We start from the raw sequence: 17,870 nt of genomic DNA, 5'->3' as shown, positions 1-17,870 counted from the left end.
GCCCATGGTGCTGCCCTCCGAAACCGAAACCTTGATGTTCAACGAAGCCGCGCAAGCCGCTGCGGTGATCGCCGCCCAGTTCGAGCGTAACCAGGCTACGGTGAGTGCGCTTGCCGCTGCGTTGCGTGCCGATCCGCCGCCGTTCGTGGTGACCTGTGCGCGTGGCAGCTCCGATCACGCCGCGACCTATGCCAAATACCTGTTCGAGACCAAGCTCGGCGTGGTGACCGCCTCGGCGTCGCCGTCGGTCGGCTCGGTCTACGAAGCGCCGCTGCGCTTGCGTGGCGCGCTGTATTTGGTGATCTCGCAATCGGGCAAGAGCCCGGATCTGTTGCGCAACGCCGAAGCGGCGAAAGCGGCCGGTGCGCGAGTGGTGGCGCTGGTCAACGTCGAGGACTCGCCGCTGGCGCAACTGGCCGACACCGTCCTCCCGCTGTGTGCCGGTCCGGAGAAGAGCGTGGCGGCGACCAAAAGCTATCTGGCCTCGTTGGCGGCGATCCTGCAACTTGGCGCGCACTGGAAAAACGATCCGGCGTTGTTGGCGGCGCTGCAGACGCTACCGCAGGCGCTGCGTTCGGCCTGGCAGGCCGATTGGCGTCCGCTCACCGATGGCTTGGTCGATGCCCGCAATCTGTTCGTGATCGATCGCGGCCTGGGCCTGGCGGCTGCGCAGGAGGCCGCGCTGAAATTCAAGGAAACTTGCGGTTTGCACGCCGAGGCGTACAGTTCGGCGGAAGTGAAGCACGGCCCGATGGCCCTGGTCGGCCCGGGGTTTCCAGTGTTGGCGTTCGATCAACCCGATGAAGTGGGTGAGGGAACCCGGCGTCTGGCCGAGGAATTCCGTGGCCGTGGCGCGCAGGTTTGGCTGGCCAGCGCCAACGGCGATCTGCCCTTGGTCGCGGCGCCGCATCCGGTCTGCGCGCCGTTGCTGGCGATCCAGAGCTTCTATCGCGCGATCAACGCACTGGCGCTGCGTCGTGGCTACAACCCGGATTTGCCGCCGCATCTGAACAAAGTGACGGAGACGGTGTGATGACTAAAACGGCGCTGCGCAATGCTCGCGTGCTTGGCGAAGACGGTTTCCTCGATGGCATCAGTGTGCTGCTCGACGGCGAACGCATCCTCGCGCTGCTCGACGACGCCGATCCGCGCGTTGCCGCGGCGCCGGTGCAGCACGATTTGGGTGGTAGCAGCCTGCTGCCCGGCTTCATCGATCTGCAGGTCAATGGCGGTGGTGGAGTGCTGTTCAACAACCGTACCGACGTGGACGCGCTGCGCCGCATCGGTCAGGCGCACCGCCGCTACGGTACCACCGGTTATCTGCCGACCTTGATCAGCGACGACGTGGAGGTGATGCGCGCGGCCATTGCCGCCACTCGCCAAGCCATCGCCGATGGCGTGCCGGGCGTGCTCGGTATCCATCTGGAAGGCCCGTATCTGGCCCCGGCGCGCAAGGGAACCCACAATGCCGACAAGTTCCGCGTGCCCGATGCCGAGGAGCTGGCCCTGGTGAGTTCCCTGGATAACGGTGTCACGCTCATCACGCTGGCGCCGGAGCGCTTGCCAGCCGAGAGTATCCGTGCCTTGGTCGCGACCGGTGCGCGCGTGTTCGCCGGGCACACGGCCGGTAGTTACGAAGAAATCCGTGCAGGCTTGGACGCGGGCGTGTGTGGCTTCACCCATCTGTACAACGCGATGTCGCCGCTGCAAGGGCGTGATCCTGGTGCGGTGGGTGCCGCGCTGGAAGACCGTGACGCCTGGTGCGGGGTGATCGTCGACGGCGTCCATGTGCATCCGGCCAGCCTGCGTGTGGCGCTGGCGGCCAAGCCGCGCGGCTCGCTGTTCCTAGTGACCGACGCGATGCCGATGGTGGGTGCGGACAGCCCGGCGTTCGACTTGTATGGCGAAACCATCACCGCGATCGATGGGGTGGTACGCAATGCCGCCGGTGCCCTAGCCGGTTCGGCCTTGGACATGGCGAGCGCGGTGCGCAACAGCGTGCGCTGGCTGGGTCTGCCGCTGGAGGAAGTTGCGCGCATGGCATCGCTGTATCCGGCCCAATGCTTGGGCCTGGATCATCGTTACGGCCACATCGCACCGGGTTACCAGGCCGATCTGGTCTTGCTCGATGACGCGCTGCGGGTGCGGCACACCTGGATCGGTGGGGAGATGGAATAGTTCGGTCAAGCGACATTGTCGAGACGATGCGTGCATCGCCAGTGGCACGCCGCTGTGGTGCGGTCGTCGGTTTGCCGTCGATGTGGGTGCGACGAACGCCCTGTCTTAGGTCAGGATGCTGCGCTGGAAGATCGTCGTTGCAATGCTTTTCGCTTGTGCGCAGTCGCAGGACATCAGCGACGGTTGGCTTCGGAAGCGCGAACGCCTGCACGTGCGGCGGCGATTGCCGCGATCCGCGCGTTGGCCAGCGCCTCGCCGATCTGCGGGCCGCTCAGGCCTTGTGCGACCAGGTCGCGGGCATTGATGGCCAATGCGGCGGCATGCAGATGCTGTAGGTCGCGTCCCTGTGGGTAGTCGGCATCTTCGCTGCCGAGGCGGCCACGCTTGTCGGCCTCGCACACCAGTGCCAGTTGTGCGATGCGCTCGGGCTTGCGGAAACCGTCGCAGCGTTGCAGCAGTTCATGCACGGTGCGGTCGCGCAGTTCGGCCAGGCGGTGTACGTTCAAATGCTCGCGACAGGCGATCTCGGCCAGTTGCCGATGTTCCTGCGGGACCTTCAGTCGCTCGCATAGCCCATGCAGCGCTGGCACGCCGCGTTGTTCGTGCATGAGGTGGCGTGGCCATTCGGCCGGTGGTGTCAGCGCCTTGCCCAGGTCGTGAGTCAGTGCGGCGAATCCGATCAGCGCATCGCCCGGCGCGAGCCGCGCGGCCATGTCGCTGACGAGTTCCTGGTGGCGGCCAGTATCGATTTCCGGATGGTATTCGGCGCGCTGCGGCACGCCGTATAGCGCGTCCAGTTCCGGTAGCACGCAGCGCAACGCAGTGGCATCGTGCAGGGTTCGCAGGAAGGCGGAAGGCTGTGCCGAGGCGAGGCTGCGTCGCAATTCCTGCCATACCCGTTCGGGCACCAGTGCTTCCAATTCGCCACTGGCCGTCATCGCGCGCATCAACGCCATGGTGTCCGGGGCGATCTGGAAGCCGAGCGGCGCCAACCGCGCCATGAACCGTGCCGCGCGCAGCACGCGTAGCGGGTCTTCGCCGAAGGCCGGGCCGACGTGGCGCAGCACGCGGCGTTGGAGATCGCGCACGCCACCATATGGATCGAGCAGACGTCCATCGTCTTCGTCGCGGGCGATTGCGTTGATGGTGAAGTCGCGCCGCTGTAGATCCTCCTCCAGGGTCACCGACGGATCGGCCTGGATCACGAAGCCGTGGTAGCCGCGCCCGGATTTGCGTTCGGTACGCGCCAAAGCGTATTCCTCGCCGCTGTGCGGGTGCAGGAATACCGGAAAATCGCGGCCAACTTGCTTGTAGCCCAGTGCCAGGAGCTGGTCTGGGGTGGCGCCGACCACCACCCAGTCGCGGTCGCCGGGCGGCAGTCCGAGCAGGGCGTCGCGAACCGCGCCGCCGACGAGGTAGGTCTTCATGGCACGCGAGGCGAGATGCGGCGTCCGGAACATACGACAGCAACGGTGTCGCAGCGCCGCTGCCCTTGCAATGTGAGGTTGCGCGTGTTCATTGGTGATTGCCGACGCTCGCGCAGACGAACGTCTTGCGCGGGGCGTCGAACTTGCCGAGCATGCGCTCGCTGATGGGCAGGGCGTTGCCGTTCAGGCGCCAGTCGTAGATCACGCTGAAGGCCAGGACACGCGCCACGTATTCGCGGGTTTCCTTGTAGCTGATCGTCTCGATCCAGAAGTCGCCATCGTAGTCGGGGCGCTGGGTTTGCCAACGCGTGGCGGGTCCGGTGCCAGCGTTGTATGCGGCGATGGTCAGGTAAGGCTTGCCGTAGATGTCGAGTAACTGGCGCAGGTAAGCGGTGCCAATGGTGATGTTGATGTCCGGGTCGTACAGACTGGCGGCGCCGCTATAACTGGTCAGGCCAATGGCACGGGCGACGTTGGCGCCGGTGGCGGGCAGCAACTGCATCAACCCCATGGCATTGGCCGACGAGCGTGCGTTCGGGTTGAAAATGCTTTCGGCGCGGATCTCGGCGGTGACCCATGCCGGGTCGATCGCATTCTTGCCGGCTTCGCGGTGGATGCTGGCGGTGTGGTCCAGTGGGAAGCGCAGCAGATAAAGGCGTTGTTCCTCAGGACGCTTACCCAGCGAGAACACCGCACGGTCGAACCAGCCGTTGTGGCTTGCCACCTCCACCGCCAGACGCCGCTGGGTGTCGTCGAAGCGGCTCAGTGCATCGTTCCATTCGGCCGTTGCCCAGCCGATGCGGTCGATCTTGAACAGTTCCAGCGCGCGGGTCAGGGCCGGATCGCGGGCGACGACGGCCTGCATCTGCGTGCTATCGTTGGGTTCCCACGGGCACAGCGCGTAGGGTTGCTTGAGCCGATCGGCGGCCATGAAGCCGTGGAAGGTGGAGGCCGTAGCCGCCGCCCGGTATAGCCGCTGCGCCTCGGTGGTGTTGCCGGTCTTTTCGGCTAGCCGTGCTTCGAAATATTGCCAGCGCGAATCGTTGCGTTGCGCCGCCGGCATCTTGCCGATCGCGATCAGTGCCGCTGGCCAGTCGCCACGCGCCATCGCTTCGCGTGCGCGCCATTCGTGCAGGCGCTCGTCGTAGGCGGACTCCGGCACTGCATTGAGCCGGCGCGCCGAGTCCGGGCCGTAGGAGGCCACCGTCCACAGCGCGATCTGGTACAGCACCGCACCGCGCTGCGCCTCGCTGAACTGGAGCGTTTGGGCGAACTGCGGCAATTGCTGCTCGGCCGCATCCGGATCGGTCTTGGCCAGCTTCTCCAGTCCGTCCACTGCCACCTTGCGGCTGCGCTCGGTCTTGGGCCAGTTCAGTGCGCGCGGGTGTACCGCGTCCAGGAAGGCGGCGTAATCGTTGGCCAGGCTCAGTTCGGTAGCGGGCAGGCCATGCGCGGCGGCACGCATCACCGCAGGCTGTTGCGCGTCCGCCGCTGCTTCCACCCGTTCCCAGCGCAGTGCATCGCTGATGCCACCGCGCGCTTGCAATGCGTCGAAGACCGTATCGCAGCCATCGGTCGATGACGATTTGACGCTGCTGCGCCACAATGCCTGCGCTTCCTGGACCCACTGTGCATCGGCATGGCCGGTGGCCTGGCGCGCGTTGAGCTGCGCACAGCGCAGGCCGAGATTATCGGTGGGTTTCCAGTTTGCCAGCAGTGTCGGCCAATCTTGGCGCCGTGCCAGCGCTGCCAGCCATAGCGCCCGGAAACTCTCGGCCACCGGCTGCCCTGCGTAGCGCTTGAGGAAGTCCTGCGCCTGTACGTCGGATACCTGGTCGATCGTGCGGCGCAGGTAGGCGTACTCCAGCCAGCCGTACAGCGGATGCTGTTTGAATGCGGCGGCCTGGGCGGGATCGAAGTGCCCTTGCTCGGCATCCTCGATTGCTGCGCGTAGCGCCGGGCGCTGGGCATCGAGGGATTCGGCAAGAGCGGGAGTGCTGCCGCAGAGGGCGGCAGTCAATAGCAGAAGGGAGGTGCGCAGGATCATGAGCGAGACTATACCGAACACCGATGAATCGGCGTGCCAATCCAATGGTGGGCGATACGACGACCGGCGAGTCGGCAACCGGTGCCGCAAATATTGCGTCAGCATCGCCCCGATCCATCTAGGATGGCGATAGCGTGTGATGCATTTCTAAGTTCAGTCGAATTGCCCTAGTACATCGGTGTCGAAAGGTGCCGCCCGGATGTTGTTCGCAGCGGATTTGGTGTCACGCGTTTTAGGATGCGCAGTCGCTCCATTTCACAATCGCAACAGCAGCTTCGCCTGGCAAAAGATCCGATGTGTCGATACAGAGATGGTTGACCGTCCGGATTGGGGCTGTATATGCGCAATCTTTCAAAATCGCAGCAAGTTGGTCACAACTGTTGACCTTCTCGAATGCGCGTCGATCGGCATTCTCCACTCTGTCGATGAGTTGGTCGTGACGAGCCTTTAGTTGAACAAAGTAAGGCGTCGTCCAATAGTTCGTACAGAGCGATTTGAGTGCGTCGACATACCAATCATCATCGGGCCCGCTATAGCAGAACGTTGTGATGATGTCGCGATTATCGGATTCGAGCAATAAAGAAATCGCATCGAGCCTCAATCGGCAGGCAAATCGCCGGCGAGTCTCGAAACTACTATTGGCATCTAGTAAAGCTGTAGCGAGATCGTAAGTCAGATGGTTATGAAAAAGAGTTGCAGAGAGTCGCTTCGCCACTTCCTTGCCGACGGTCAATTTCCCAACGGCGGGTGGGCCGTAAAGCATCACGAGCTTTTTCCTGCGGCATAGACTCATCATCGTCTCACTGCGCTGTTTTTGTCGTTCCTGGTTCATAGTAGGTTACGTTGAGGGTGTTGCGAGTGAGTCCGCCTGTTGCGGACAATCGCGTCACTTCATGCCACGTATCTTCGTAACACCCGTCGCGAATTATCAAAGTGGCGTTTCCTATCACTGGAGCCACGACGTAGTGAGCTTCGCTGTGATCTCGAGGATTGAGAATGCGAAGCAATCCACCCCAGTCGAGTTCCCAGCGGGAATTGAAATAGACAATCAGACGAAAACCTCGGCGCAACGAAGCATCGACATGCGGCAGGTAGTGTGTGTCTTGTCCTCCGCGAAACGCAACGGCTTCCATCGGGAATTCCGTCAAATCCGTCCCGCAGAGCTCAGTCATGGCCGACCTGAACGCGTCGGATACGAGTTCCTCGCACATTGCACGCCATGCATCGGATAAGGTTGCAGGTTCGTCCACGTCGAGCGAACTTAACGGAACAACGGTGCGTCGATAAAAATGTCCGCCGTTGCGTTCGCGGAAGTTGAACCCTTCTGTCGGAAACTCACTTGCCAGTCTGTATGCTAGCGCATCGTTACGCCATATTGTTTGTAATTCACCCCAGTTGAATGGGGTGTCATGGAGTGTTCCTCCCGCAATCTGCTCGAGCGAAAAATATCCAGACGTCATGTGTTATCTCGCATGAAAATAAAGAGTCAATGGCGCGGCGCGTTGCTTATCGCATAGATAAGATGCTGCGTCAGCTCGTCGATTTCAGTGTCATCGATGGTGAAAGGTGGCGCAAGCTTCAGATGCCGATCCGCAGCTCCGATGATTAATCCATGCCGGCGCGCTTCGTATTGCACGTCTCCACATGCTTCTGGAGAATTCAAAGTGATCGACAGCATTAATCCTTTTCCTTGTGCACTCACGACATTGCTCGTCACCGGCAAATTTTCGCGAATCTTCTGTAATAAACGTTCCCCCTTCATTCGGACGTTTTCATAATAGTCCTGTGTGTGTAGGTGGTCGAGAATGAACAAGGCGGCGCGACAACCTAGCAGGTTGCCGGATTGCGTATGTCCATGCCGGAAAAGCGGAAAAGGTTGTGAAGCGAAACTGTCGGCAATATGTGGTGTTGTCATGACGGCGGTGATCGGAAAGCCGCCTCCGAGATTCTTGCTGAAAATGACGATATCCGGACTGGCCCCCTGAGAGGCCGATTCGCATAGAACTCCGGTTCTTCCGATGCCGCAATAGACTTCGTCGCAAATCAAAGGAATGTCGTGCGCTCTGGCGAGCGAGGACAGTGCTCGCAAAAAGCCGTCCGGAAATTGACGTGTCCCTGCCATCGCCATCACCGGCTCGATGATGAGCGCTGCCACGGTCGATCCGTGTTCGGTAAGAAGCGCTTCCCATGCCTGCAAGTCGTCGAGGCTCTGCGGTAGAGGCATCGTCATCGAACAGGTGGAGACAAATGGTAATGCGCCTTCGTTGATGAAGGCACGTCGCGTTGCGACCATCGCCCCGAGCGTGCAGCCATGATAGGCGCCATCGATCGCCACGACTCGCGTCCGCTGCGGTTGGTTGCGACTGATTTGATAGTGCCACGCCATTTTCAGTGCGGTTTCGACTCCCTCGCTACCACCGCTCACAAGGAACGTATGTGCGAGTCCCGATGGTGCCAGCGCATCGCCGAGTCGTTCTGCGAGTGCCTCTGGCAGTAACGTGCTTGAGCCAATGTTGCACGCATGGACAAGCGTATCTATCTGCTGCTTGACCGCATCGATCAGGGCCGGGTGAGAATGACCAAGGCAATGATTATAACTGCCCGATATGCCGTCTAGATAGCGCCGGCCCGTATCGTCGTAGAGATAACTCCCCTGGCCGCGCACGATTCTAGGCCGGCAATCCTCGGCGTTCATGGGTGTATACGGCGGCCAATAGCGGCGTGATCTAGAGATAGTACTCATATTGTGTGCCCTGAAGTTCCGACTTCAATTGGTCGTTGTTTTCGATCGTCGACCAGACCGACAATGTTTCCTTTTTTCCTGTTCCTTGTTCGAGTCTTGCGGCCGAAACGCGAAGGAAATCGAGTAATTTTGCGTGCATAGATTCCGGTTTGGCGAGCATGTCCTCGTATTCGATTGGCAGGATTTCGTGGCGATCAAAGTATTTATGGAACTTTGCTCGATTGGCAAGATCCTGGTCGATAAAGTCTACGAGTTCCCCATGTGAAATGGTCAGTTTGATATTTTTCCGATATCTCTTATCGTCACGACCGACGTACCAGACCTGATCGAGCAGGCTTTTCTTGAGCGATACCAGTCGTTCGAGACGGTTGCGCCGATCTAGCAGAATGATCTTTAGATCCGGCAATTCGGCTAATGCCTTCCATACGTTTGCACCTGCCCACTCTGTGTCGAGATCGCGAAAGAGCACAAATCCAACCGCTTCCACATACTCGAAGTAGGGGCGAAATAGATGTCGCTCAAGAATATGCTCTGCGCTGGTGTCTTGTACGGAGTATGGCAGCAAGTGCTGGCCGAACCGATTGAATGCTTCACCGTGCATCTCGATGCATGGATGTGAGCCGAGCAGTGTGCGCAAGAGGTGCGTACCGGAGCGCGGCGTCGACACGATGGCGAACTTCGTGTACTGCTTCTGTGCGGAGGCGACCTCTTCATGCAGGCTGCCGCCAAGCCATTTGTTTTGCTCGGCCTGCGCGACCTGTGCGCGTAGCAATTCAAACATCTTGGGAGCGCGATCCGCCAGGCCGAGCATGGGTGCCAACACTTCGTCACCTCGCAGTCCCCTGCTACTCCAGTTTCTTCCGCTAGCCCGATATTCATGTACGAATTCGACGATGGCAGAAGTGATATCGTCGTCAATCGCGTATTTTTCAATGTCGCTCCGAATGCGCGTGTCGAACTCATGCTCGCTGTAAGACATCCATGCGGACCATTGGGATGTAAGCATCTGTGCAGTCATATTCGTGATCTGTTCCGGGTTTTATATAATGACCTGGAAGCCGAAGCGTTAGAGAGTTTTTTCTACGTAGCGCGTGCGTGGAGCCGAAAAAAATAGACCTCGCAGTAGAACACGCGGATTGACAGGATCGTCGACATAGGCGTTTCGCCCGTGTGAAAGCTGATCGTTGCGCATGATCAAGGCTTGTCCTTTTTGGAGGGTGAAGCTCAGCGTGTACCCGCTATCCGGCTCGGCAAGGCGGGTCAAGTAAGACACAGCGTCGAGCACTCGAGGGTCGACACGGCGCGAATAGTCCCAGTCCGCAGTCACGTCTAAGGTGAAGCAGCCAACAACTCCACCATCTTTTGTAGCGAGAAACACAGGGCCGATGTACTCATATTGTCTCTTCAGGCGCGGATCGGTCGATCTGCGTCGGAATACCTTAGGCGCTAGCAGACACTGGGCGAGTTCTGGATGATGTCGGGAAAGCGCCTGAAATGCCGATAGGCTATCGAACAGCATCGATTCGCCGCCGCCAAGCGCATGTTGCTTGCAAAGGAGGATCGACGTCTTGATCGTACCAATGGGCAAGTAGGAACCATCGGTATGCAAGGCCACGCCTGACGTGCCGTTGAATACATCATGTTGACCACTCGTTAAACCGCCGACCTGGTTGATGCCATACGCTGACATGCCCTCCATGTGCATGCGGCGGTTGAAATCGGACTGATACATCGGCCCGAGATGATAGAGCGCCGCCATACGCTTGAAGTCTGACGCATCGAATCGCCATTTGTCGTGGACGATAGCGAACCCATACTTGTCGATATCTCGCATGACTGCCTCTATATCGTTCACATCGAGCACCTGTGCGGACCAACCGTGAAAGCGGCTTTGCATGCTCTACCTCTGACGAAGTACAAGTTGAATGTTGGAATTTTTCGATTGGTAAATGTGCGCGATAGAATTTTATAAAAAATCTAGACGCTGGTCGTCCTCTGAATTCGTGAAAATAATACAAGCTGGCGCTTTCGCGTTATCGATGCTGTATAACTCGGTTTTCTTGTCCGGCAATACTTTTTCAGTGATTCATATCAATAATGTTCTGGTTGATTTATTTACTCGTATCCGACGCGAACAGCACGATCGTACTTTCAGGTCGTCGTATTTTGCCAATGAAGCAGCTGCTCTTGGCTTGCACGTACGCTTTTGCCGACGGTTGTTGGAAATTTCATCATCATCATGTACGCAAAGAAATCAGTATGCCGTGATGCTTTCCCCATTCCGGTTTGCAGGCCAATGCCCGCGTGAGAATGACGGCGGTACCTTTGCCACGGTATCCGCGGAGTCTTCCCGCTAGGTGGGGGCCGTGTGTCGCTGCTTGGTGCTTGCGTGTCGTTCATGATTTGATTACAACGCCTCTATGCCCGCGCGGTGCAGGGGGACGCAACGACTGGCCCACATCCTTTCCGGAGAGAGACGGATGAACGTGCTGCACCGTCATCGTTTGGTTTTAGCAGTTTCATCGACCTTGTTCGCGGGTGCCCCAGGGTTGGCCGGGGCGCAGCAGGGCACAGCGGCCGCGTCCGCGACCACCACGCTGGATGGCGTCCAGGTCACGGGAACGCGCATCCGCCGCGCGGAAGTGGAGGGGCAGGTGCCAGTGCAGCGCCTGAGTCGCGCCGATATCGAGCGTACCGGCCTGACCTCCATCGGCGATGTGCTGCAGCAACTCACCGCCTCCGGCTCGGCCTTGAATGCCAAGTTCAACTCCTCCGGCAACTTCGGCTTCCCGCCCGACGGCAGTGGCGTCGGTGCTGGCTCGGCGCAGGTTGACCTGCGCCATCTCGGTGCCAAGCGCGTGCTGGTGTTGGTCGATGGCATGCGTTGGGTCAACGAGTCCTCTGCATCGGGGGTGGGTGCGGCGACCGATCTCAATACCATTCCGCTGGCGATTGTCGAGCGCATCGAGGTGTTGGAGGATGGCGCCTCGTCGCTGTATGGCTCCGACGCGATTGCCGGTGTGGTCAACATCATCACCCGGCGCAGTTTCGAGGGGGGCCAGGTGACGCTGAGCGATGGTCTGTACGACAAGGGCGATGGTGCGAACAAAGGGGTGGATCTGGCCTGGGGCCACAGCAGTGAGCGCGCCAGTGTGTTCGTCGGCGCCAGCGACACCAAACAGGATCCGATTTATGCACGCGATCGCACGCAGTCCTCTTATCCGGTTCCCGGCACTGGGGTGAGCTTCGGCAGCTCGGCCACACCCGATGGGCGTTTCATCTTCATCGATCCCAATACCGGCGCCCAGCAGGATCTGACGCCGAATCATGGCGTCGCATCGCCCCGTTACGCTGGCAGTCCCGGCTGCGGGCGTCGCGACGATTATCATTGTTTCAGCACTGCCGACCGCTATAACTTCGCCCTCTCCAACCTCCTGCTGACGCCGTCCGAACGCAAGGGCGTGTATGGCCAGTTGCGTTTCTTCTTCAATGATGAGATGCAGTGGTATCTGAAGTTGCTGGGCAACCGGCGGACATCGACCAATCAAGCCGCGCCGGAGCCGATTTTTCTGGGGCCAGGCGCGGGCACCGGCAATCCGCTGGCCGATAATGTGTTCGTTTCCGCCGCCAATCCATATAACCCGTTTGGCTTCGCTCTGGATCCAGCGCGCAATCTGATCATGATCGCGCGTCGGCCGGTGGAAGGCGGTATGCGCGTGTTCGAGCAGCGGGTCGACACGCATTACATCGGGACTGGTCTGATCGGCAGTTTCCAAGGGGCCGACCGTACCTGGTTCTGGGACGTCGACGCCACCTACAGCAAGAATCACGCCGAGCAAACCAATCATGGTAGCTACAACATCTACAACATCAATCTGGCGTTGGGCGATCCGGTTGCGTGCGCGGCGGTGGCCGGTTGTGTGCCGTTGAATCTCTTCGGCGGTGCCGGCAGTATCACACCGGACATGCTGCGCTGGATTCAGCCGGTGGTGCACGATCGAAGCCAGAACGTACTCACCCAGTTCACTAGCAATCTCAGCAGCGATCTGTTCCGGTTACCTGCTGGCGCGGTGTCCTTCGCCACCGGGATCGAATACCGCAGGTACGAGGGTTGGTACCAGCCCGATCCGTTGACTGTGATCGGCCATTACAATGGGGTGCCATCGTTGCCGACTCAGGGGAGTTACGATGTCAAAGAGGCTTACCTCGAACTGAGCGTACCGATTTTTGCCGACTCGCCGCTGGGCGATAAACTGGATCTCAGCCTGGCCGGGCGTTATTCGGACTATTCCACCTTTGGTGGCGAGTTCACGCCGAAGTACGGCCTGCGCTGGCAGGTGTCGCCGGATTTCGTGCTGCGCACCGGCTATGCCGACGGTTTCCGCGCCCCCAGCATCGGCGAGTTGTACGGTTCGGCCGCGCGTGCCGATCTGATCTTATCCGACCCGTGTTCGATCGGTCTTGGCGGTAACGCGCCGCGCGGCAGTGCGTCCCATTGCGCCGCGCTCGGTGCGCCGGTCGGCTACCAGCAGGCCAATGCACAGATCTCGGTGACCACCGGTGGCAACCGCGCGCTGAAGCCGGAGAAGGCGCGCAGCTTCAGCGCAGGCTTCGTGTGGAGCCCTTGGTTCGCCAGTAGCGTGCCGTGGTCGGACCACTTCGATGTCGATGTTACCTTTTACCGTCATGACATCGATGGTGCGATTCAGGCGATCAATGCGCAGACTCAGCTCGACGCGTGCGTGCAGACGCTGTCGCCGATCTATTGTCAGGGCATCACCCGCGCGGCCACGGGCGTCATCAACGGCTTCAATAACCGCCTGACCAACCTTGGCGCGATCAAGACCGACGGCTGGGACGTCGGCATGTTCTGGAGTTCGCCGGAAACGGCGCTCGGACGTTTCAAGCTGCGCTGGCAGAACACCTTCGTGACCCGCTATGTCGCCACCGGCGCTGCCGGCCAAGTGCAGCCGCAACGCCCAGGCGTGGAAGTGGTGGACAGCGCCATCCCGGAGTGGACCAGCAACATGACGCTGGATTGGGCGCGTGGACGCTGGAATGCGTCATGGACGCTGCGGCATCTCTCCGCACTGACCGAGCAATGTGGAGACGCAGTTGTATTTCCAGTGTGCAGCAATCAGGTCGCCGGGACCAATACGCTGGCGGCGATGACCTATCACGACGCGCAGGTGGGTTACCGTTTCGATTGGCTCAAGGGGCTGACCGTCAGCGGCGGCGTCAACAACGTGTTCGATAAGAATCCGCCGATCTGTTTGTCGTGTTCGCTCAATGGCTATGACGCCTCGACCTATGCGATTCCCGGCGGTCGTTATCTGTATGCGCGTGTCGATGCGAAGTTCTAGAGCGAGGTCGTGGTCACAGGCAAGTACATGATGCAATGGCCTCGAACGCGGCACGACTTGCTTGTTGCGCAAGCGGTCAACGCAGCAGTGTTTGTGGCACTTGGATTTCGGTGGTCAGTGCCAGGTGGTCGGAGAAGGCGGCCGGTACCGCGCGATGGGCGTTGCAGCGCAGGCTGTCGCTGAGCAGGATGTGGTCGATGGCCCGCTGCGGGCGCCAGCTGGGGAAGGTGGGCACCACGCAAGCCGGTGGTTGCAGCCGTGTGCGCTGGTACAACAACTGCATTTCCGGTCGGTCGGCGACGCAGTTGAAATCGCCCATCAGGATGGCGTTGGGATGATCGGCGAGCAGCTCCGCAATAAAGGCCAATTGCATCGTGCGCGAGGTGGCGCCCAGCGACAGGTGCGCCACCGCGATTGCCAGGCCCTCGTTGCCGTCGCCGAACTTGGCCAGCAGCACGCCGCGTCCGCCGAGGCGGCCCGGCAGGGCATGGTCCTGCACCTCCAGTGGTTCCAGCCGGCTGAGCAGGCCGTTGGCGCTGGAGGCCACGCCGCCCACGCGTCGGTTCGGCTGGTGGCTCCAGTAATGGAAGCCGGCGCGCTCGGCCAGGTAGTGGGTCTGGTTGGTGAAGCCCGAGCGCAGACTGCCAGGATCGCTTTCCTGCAAGCCGACGATGTCGTGGGCGCTGGCCAATTGCGCGATCGTGTCCAGACTGTTGCGCTTGCGCCCGGCCGGCAGCGCATGCGACCAACTGCGGGTCACATAGTCGCTGTAGCGGCGCGTGCTCGAACCGGCCTGGATATTGGCGGTGAGCACGCGCAGGGTGCGGGTGGCGGGAGCGGTCACGTCGCTGCTACTCGACGCGGGGCGTTTACTTGGTCAGCGCCGTACGTTCGCGCGCGATCAATTGATCGGCGATGTGCAGCATGTCGTCGTAGCTTTTGCCCTTGATCAGGTATTTGCCATCGATGATCAGCGACGGCGTGCCGGTGATGCCGCTGCGGGTGGCGAATTGCCTGGCGCGATTGGCCTTGGTGGCCACCGCGAAGCTGCTCATGGTGTCGGCGAATTGCTTGGGGTCCACGCCGTACTTGGCGTAGAAATTGGCGATGTCCTGTACCGAGTCGCGGCCGCGCTCGCCCTTGAGCGTCTCGTCGATGTGGATCGCCTTGTACAGGGCGTCATGGGTCTTTTCCTGCACGCCCAACGCTTCGGCGGCGTAGAACGCACGTGCGTAGTCGTCCCAGGGGCCGCCGAACATCGCCGGGACGTAGATGAAGTGCACGTCCGATGGCAGGCCGGCCTTCCATGGGCCGATCACCGGCTGAAAGCGTGCGCAGGCGGGGCACACGTAGCCGAAGACTTCGGCGACTTCGATCTTGCCGTTGGTCGGCTGGAACGGTTGGCCGCCGGGGATGTCGACGTAGTCGGTGCCGGCGACTGGCTCCGGGCCGTTGGGCTTTTTCGCCGCGGCCGGCGTGACCGCGGTGTGGGCGTCGCTTGCGGTGGCCGGCGGCGTGCTGGCGTCGGCCGGTGCTGGCGTCGGCGCGGTTTCGGCAGGCACGTTGTTGTCGGTGGCAGGCGCTGCGGTGGTGCCAGTAGCGGTGGCGACGGTGTCGGTAGTGCCATCCTTGGCCTTGCATGCCACCAGAATCGGCAGCAGGGCCATCAAGGTCAGGGCGAAGCGGGTCTTCATCGGCGACATCTCCAGCAGGATAGGGGGCATACGCTGGACCCGCGGCAAGCAAGGTCCAGCAATGCCGCCATGATGCCATGACGTGGATCAAGCGCTGTGCGTTGGTTACTTGCCCGCCCGCGCGCGCGCGACCAGAGCGTCGGTGATGCGCAACATGTCTTGGAAGTTCTTGCCCCTGACCAGATACGTGCCGTTGACCACCAGTGCGGGGGTGCCGGGGATGTCGGCCTGCAGGGCGAAGTCGCGCGCGGCCTTCACTTGCGCGGCCACTTGCGGACTTTCGTACGCGGCGATGAAGTCTTGCGGTTTCACTCCGTAGGCGGCATAGAATGCGGCCAGTTCCTGCGGTGCCACGTTCTGCGTTGGTACGCTGCGCTTGTCGTGGATCGCCTCGAACATGGCGTGGTGGCTGCGGTTTTGCACGCCCAATTGCTGTGCGGCATAGAAGGCGCTGGCGAAGTTGTCCCAGAGGCCGCCGAATGCGGCTGGGACCAGGGTCACGCGCACGTCCTTGCCCTGCTTGGCGGTCCACTCTTCGAACAGTGGTTCGAAATGCGCGCAATGCGGACAGGGGTAGCCGAACAGTTCCACCACTTCGATTTTGCCGGCCAGCGGTGCGAACGGCTTGGCGGCGGCGATTACGGTGTAGTCCTCTCCTTCCACCACTGCCGCTGGCTTGGGTTGTGCGAAGGTGCTGAGCGGCAGCAGGGCGAGCAGGCACAACAGCAGGCGGGACAGTCGGTTCATGCGATCTCCAATGGGCAAAAACGAACGCCGGTCATCGGGACCGGCGCGAGGGCAATGGTGCGGGCGCCGCCATGGCGCCGCAAGGTCAGGATTGTTGTGCAGGCGCTCCCTGTTGGGGAGTGGCCTGCGCAGGTTTGGCCGGCGTGGCGGCGGCATCGTCGGCATGGTCGTGCAGGCCTTGCAGATAGCTGCCGAGCGCCTTGATTTCCTGGTCGGTCAGCGGCTTGGCGACCTGCGCCATGATCTTGAACAGTGTTGGGTCGCGTTCCTGGGTGGTGCCGGCTTGGTATTCCTGCAGACGTCGCGCCACGTAGTCGGCGCGTTGACCGGCCAGATGCGGATACGCCGGGCCCGGATTGCCGGCGCCGGTCGGGCCGTGGCAGGCCATGCACGCGGGAATGCCGCGCACGGGGTCGCCACCACGGTACAACTGCTGGCCGACCTCGTAGAACTTCATGCCCGCGTAAGGGCCTTCGGCGATCACCGCGTCGTCTGCGATGCCGGCGCCGGCCTTCTGCGTGGCGAAGTAGGCGCCGATGTCGCGCATATCCTGCGGGCCGAGCGCCTGCACGAACGGCACCATCGCCGCGACCGGGCCGCTGGTGCGTTCGCCGTGCGCGATCAGCGCCATTTGCCGTGCGCTGTAGCGTTCCATCTGCCCGGCGATGCGCGGATACATGGTTAGCGACGGGTTGCCGTCGGGGCCGTGGCAGGCGGCACACGCGGCGGCCTTGGCCTGACCGGCCTTGGCATCGCCCCAGGCGACCTTGCCGACGTCGCTTTCCAGCGGCGTGGTGCGCACCGGTGCGTTGTCGGGGATGGGCACCACCGCGATCTGCGCGAACGCGACAGCGGCGGCGACGGAAATGACTAGACCGGCAAAGGCAAGAACGCGAGCGTGGCGCATTGCTGAAGCTCCGTATGACCCGACCCCGCGGCTGCCGAAGCGGCGACCGCATTCGCGCGATTATCCTCGCGCCACGGCCCAGTGGTCAACGCAGTCCGCCTCGGCGGGCGGACGTGCGATCCTAGACGCATGTCGCTGATCCTCGAACGTGCTCACTATCTGCTATCCGCCCACAACGCCCGCCAGTTGCCTGACGACGATGGCTGGGAGGTGGCGTTCGCCGGCCGTTCCAACGCCGGCAAATCCAGCGCGTTGAACGCGCTCACCCGGCAGAACGCCCTGGCCCGCGTCTCCAAGACGCCGGGCCGCACCCAGCAATTGGTGTTTTTCCAGGTCCAGCCGGAGCGTTATCTGGTGGATCTCCCCGGTTACGGCTATGCCAAGGTGCCGCAGGAATTGCAGGCGCACTGGCAGTCGTTCATCGATACGTATTTCCGCACCCGGCAGGCGTTGCGTGGATTGGTGGTGGTGATGGACATCCGGCATCCGCTCAAGGATTACGACCGCCAGATGCTGAGTTATGCCGTGCAACGCGGGTTGCCGGCGCATGCGCTGCTGACCAAGGCCGACAAGCTCGGCCGTGGTCAGCAGGCGCAAGCGCTGCAGCAGGTGCGCAAGGAGCTGCTCAAGGCGTTCGGCGATACGGTCGGTGTGCAGACCTTTTCCGGCGCCAGCCGCCAGGGCGTGGACGAGGCGCGTGCCATCGTCGGCGGCTGGCTGGGGCTTGAGGCTGCCTCGCCCGCCGTGCCTTGAGTGGCGCGCTC

15 protein-coding genes are annotated in these 17,870 nt (G+C 61.5%); 4 read left to right on the top strand and 11 right to left on the bottom strand.

Going from position 1 to position 17,870, the window contains the following annotated elements:
• Window positions 1-4 precede the first annotated feature (4 nt).
• Window positions 5-1,033 (top strand): SIS domain-containing protein, encoded by a 1,029-nt coding sequence (locus XalbCFBP2523_RS07550; RefSeq protein ID WP_045766641.1) that lies wholly within the window; start codon window positions 5-7, stop codon window positions 1,031-1,033.
• A complete protein-coding gene (gene nagA / locus XalbCFBP2523_RS07545) occupies window positions 1,033-2,178 on the top strand; it encodes an N-acetylglucosamine-6-phosphate deacetylase (RefSeq protein ID WP_012915369.1) in 1,146 nt (381 codons plus the stop codon). Before XalbCFBP2523_RS07550 ends, nagA begins: the two co-directional genes overlap by 1 nt.
• A gap of 173 nt (window positions 2,179-2,351) precedes the next feature.
• Here the strand turns inward: nagA and XalbCFBP2523_RS07540 are convergent, their stop codons facing one another.
• The 7 genes from XalbCFBP2523_RS07540 to XalbCFBP2523_RS07510 all read right to left on the bottom strand — a co-directional run bounded on the left by XalbCFBP2523_RS07540 (window position 2,352) and on the right by XalbCFBP2523_RS07510 (window position 10,292).
• A complete protein-coding gene (locus tag XalbCFBP2523_RS07540; RefSeq protein ID WP_045766642.1) occupies window positions 2,352-3,605 on the bottom strand; it encodes a multifunctional CCA addition/repair protein in 1,254 nt (417 codons plus the stop codon).
• Between the two features lie 88 nt (window positions 3,606-3,693).
• Entirely contained in the window at window positions 3,694-5,652 is a 1,959-nt protein-coding gene (locus XalbCFBP2523_RS07535) for a transglycosylase SLT domain-containing protein (protein WP_045765409.1), read from the bottom strand.
• Window positions 5,653-5,884: 232 nt separating this feature from the next.
• Window positions 5,885-6,484 (bottom strand): AAA family ATPase, encoded by a 600-nt coding sequence (locus tag XalbCFBP2523_RS07530; RefSeq protein WP_230595844.1) that lies wholly within the window; start codon window positions 6,482-6,484, stop codon window positions 5,885-5,887.
• Window positions 6,453-7,112, bottom strand: coding sequence for a 2OG-Fe(II) oxygenase (locus XalbCFBP2523_RS07525; protein ID WP_080928052.1), 660 nt, complete (start codon window positions 7,110-7,112; stop codon window positions 6,453-6,455). Before XalbCFBP2523_RS07525 ends, XalbCFBP2523_RS07530 begins: the two co-directional genes overlap by 32 nt.
• A 26-nt stretch (window positions 7,113-7,138) precedes the next feature.
• Window positions 7,139-8,317 carry an aminotransferase family protein gene (locus tag XalbCFBP2523_RS07520; protein WP_196297618.1) on the bottom strand — a complete coding sequence of 393 codons (1,179 nt, stop codon included), beginning with the start codon at window positions 8,315-8,317 and terminating at the stop codon, window positions 7,139-7,141.
• 61 nt (window positions 8,318-8,378) lie between these two features.
• On the bottom strand, window positions 8,379-9,413 hold the full coding sequence (locus XalbCFBP2523_RS07515) for a sulfotransferase (RefSeq protein ID WP_045765411.1): 1,035 nt from the start codon (window positions 9,411-9,413) through the stop codon (window positions 8,379-8,381).
• 48 nt (window positions 9,414-9,461) lie between these two features.
• A complete protein-coding gene (locus XalbCFBP2523_RS07510; RefSeq protein ID WP_045765412.1) occupies window positions 9,462-10,292 on the bottom strand; it encodes a TauD/TfdA family dioxygenase in 831 nt (276 codons plus the stop codon).
• 583 nt (window positions 10,293-10,875) lie between these two features.
• Here XalbCFBP2523_RS07510 and XalbCFBP2523_RS07505 point away from each other — a divergent pair.
• Entirely contained in the window at window positions 10,876-13,758 is a 2,883-nt protein-coding gene (locus XalbCFBP2523_RS07505) for a TonB-dependent receptor (RefSeq protein WP_045765413.1), read from the top strand.
• 76 nt (window positions 13,759-13,834) lie between these two features.
• Here XalbCFBP2523_RS07505 and XalbCFBP2523_RS07500 read toward each other — a convergent pair whose 3' ends face one another.
• The 4 genes from XalbCFBP2523_RS07500 to XalbCFBP2523_RS07485 form a co-directional block, all read right to left on the bottom strand.
• On the bottom strand, window positions 13,835-14,602 hold the full coding sequence (locus XalbCFBP2523_RS07500) for an endonuclease/exonuclease/phosphatase family protein (RefSeq protein ID WP_012915378.1): 768 nt from the start codon (window positions 14,600-14,602) through the stop codon (window positions 13,835-13,837).
• Between the two features lie 25 nt (window positions 14,603-14,627).
• Window positions 14,628-15,452: a thiol:disulfide interchange protein DsbA/DsbL gene (locus tag XalbCFBP2523_RS07495; protein WP_012915379.1), complete on the bottom strand. Its 825-nt coding sequence runs from the start codon at window positions 15,450-15,452 to the stop codon at window positions 14,628-14,630.
• A 105-nt stretch (window positions 15,453-15,557) separates the two neighbouring features.
• Window positions 15,558-16,199, bottom strand: coding sequence for a thiol:disulfide interchange protein DsbA/DsbL (locus tag XalbCFBP2523_RS07490; RefSeq protein ID WP_045765414.1), 642 nt, complete (start codon window positions 16,197-16,199; stop codon window positions 15,558-15,560).
• An 85-nt stretch (window positions 16,200-16,284) separates the two neighbouring features.
• The gene (locus tag XalbCFBP2523_RS07485; protein WP_045765415.1) at window positions 16,285-17,106 is read right to left on the bottom strand and encodes a c-type cytochrome; all 822 of its coding nucleotides are present in this window, start codon (window positions 17,104-17,106) and stop codon (window positions 16,285-16,287) included.
• Window positions 17,107-17,235: 129 nt separating this feature from the next.
• Here XalbCFBP2523_RS07485 and yihA point away from each other — a divergent pair, with 129 nt between their 5' ends.
• On the top strand, window positions 17,236-17,859 hold the full coding sequence (gene yihA / locus XalbCFBP2523_RS07480) for a ribosome biogenesis GTP-binding protein YihA/YsxC (protein ID WP_012915382.1): 624 nt from the start codon (window positions 17,236-17,238) through the stop codon (window positions 17,857-17,859).
• The last annotated feature ends 11 nt before the right edge of the window (window positions 17,860-17,870 follow it).

The organism is Xanthomonas albilineans (assembly GCF_002939705.1).
Taxonomy (GTDB): domain Bacteria; phylum Pseudomonadota; class Gammaproteobacteria; order Xanthomonadales; family Xanthomonadaceae; genus Xanthomonas_A; species Xanthomonas_A albilineans.
Note: the sequence above shows the minus strand (reverse complement) of the source record. Positions and strands in the feature narration are given on the sequence as shown.

What these genes read in the sequence shown, in the direction of transcription:
- yihA (WP_012915382.1), top strand. Translation starts at nt 17,236, where the DNA reads ATGTCGCTGATCCTCGAACGTGCTCACTATCTGCTATCCGCCCACAAC.
- XalbCFBP2523_RS07515 (WP_045765411.1), bottom strand. Translation starts at nt 9,413, where the DNA reads ATGACTGCACAGATGCTTACATCCCAATGGTCCGCATGGATGTCTTAC.
- XalbCFBP2523_RS07510 (WP_045765412.1), bottom strand. Translation starts at nt 10,292, where the DNA reads ATGCAAAGCCGCTTTCACGGTTGGTCCGCACAGGTGCTCGATGTGAAC.
- XalbCFBP2523_RS07540 (WP_045766642.1), bottom strand. Translation starts at nt 3,605, where the DNA reads ATGAAGACCTACCTCGTCGGCGGCGCGGTTCGCGACGCCCTGCTCGGA.
- nagA (WP_012915369.1), top strand. Translation starts at nt 1,033, where the DNA reads ATGACTAAAACGGCGCTGCGCAATGCTCGCGTGCTTGGCGAAGACGGT.
- XalbCFBP2523_RS07485 (WP_045765415.1), bottom strand. Translation starts at nt 17,106, where the DNA reads ATGCGCCACGCTCGCGTTCTTGCCTTTGCCGGTCTAGTCATTTCCGTC.
- XalbCFBP2523_RS07530 (WP_230595844.1), bottom strand. Translation starts at nt 6,484, where the DNA reads ATGAACCAGGAACGACAAAAACAGCGCAGTGAGACGATGATGAGTCTA.
- XalbCFBP2523_RS07490 (WP_045765414.1), bottom strand. Translation starts at nt 16,199, where the DNA reads ATGAACCGACTGTCCCGCCTGCTGTTGTGCCTGCTCGCCCTGCTGCCG.
- XalbCFBP2523_RS07550 (WP_045766641.1), top strand. Translation starts at nt 5, where the DNA reads ATGGTGCTGCCCTCCGAAACCGAAACCTTGATGTTCAACGAAGCCGCG.
- XalbCFBP2523_RS07535 (WP_045765409.1), bottom strand. Translation starts at nt 5,652, where the DNA reads ATGATCCTGCGCACCTCCCTTCTGCTATTGACTGCCGCCCTCTGCGGC.
- XalbCFBP2523_RS07505 (WP_045765413.1), top strand. Translation starts at nt 10,876, where the DNA reads ATGAACGTGCTGCACCGTCATCGTTTGGTTTTAGCAGTTTCATCGACC.
- XalbCFBP2523_RS07495 (WP_012915379.1), bottom strand. Translation starts at nt 15,452, where the DNA reads ATGAAGACCCGCTTCGCCCTGACCTTGATGGCCCTGCTGCCGATTCTG.
- XalbCFBP2523_RS07525 (WP_080928052.1), bottom strand. Translation starts at nt 7,112, where the DNA reads ATGACGTCTGGATATTTTTCGCTCGAGCAGATTGCGGGAGGAACACTC.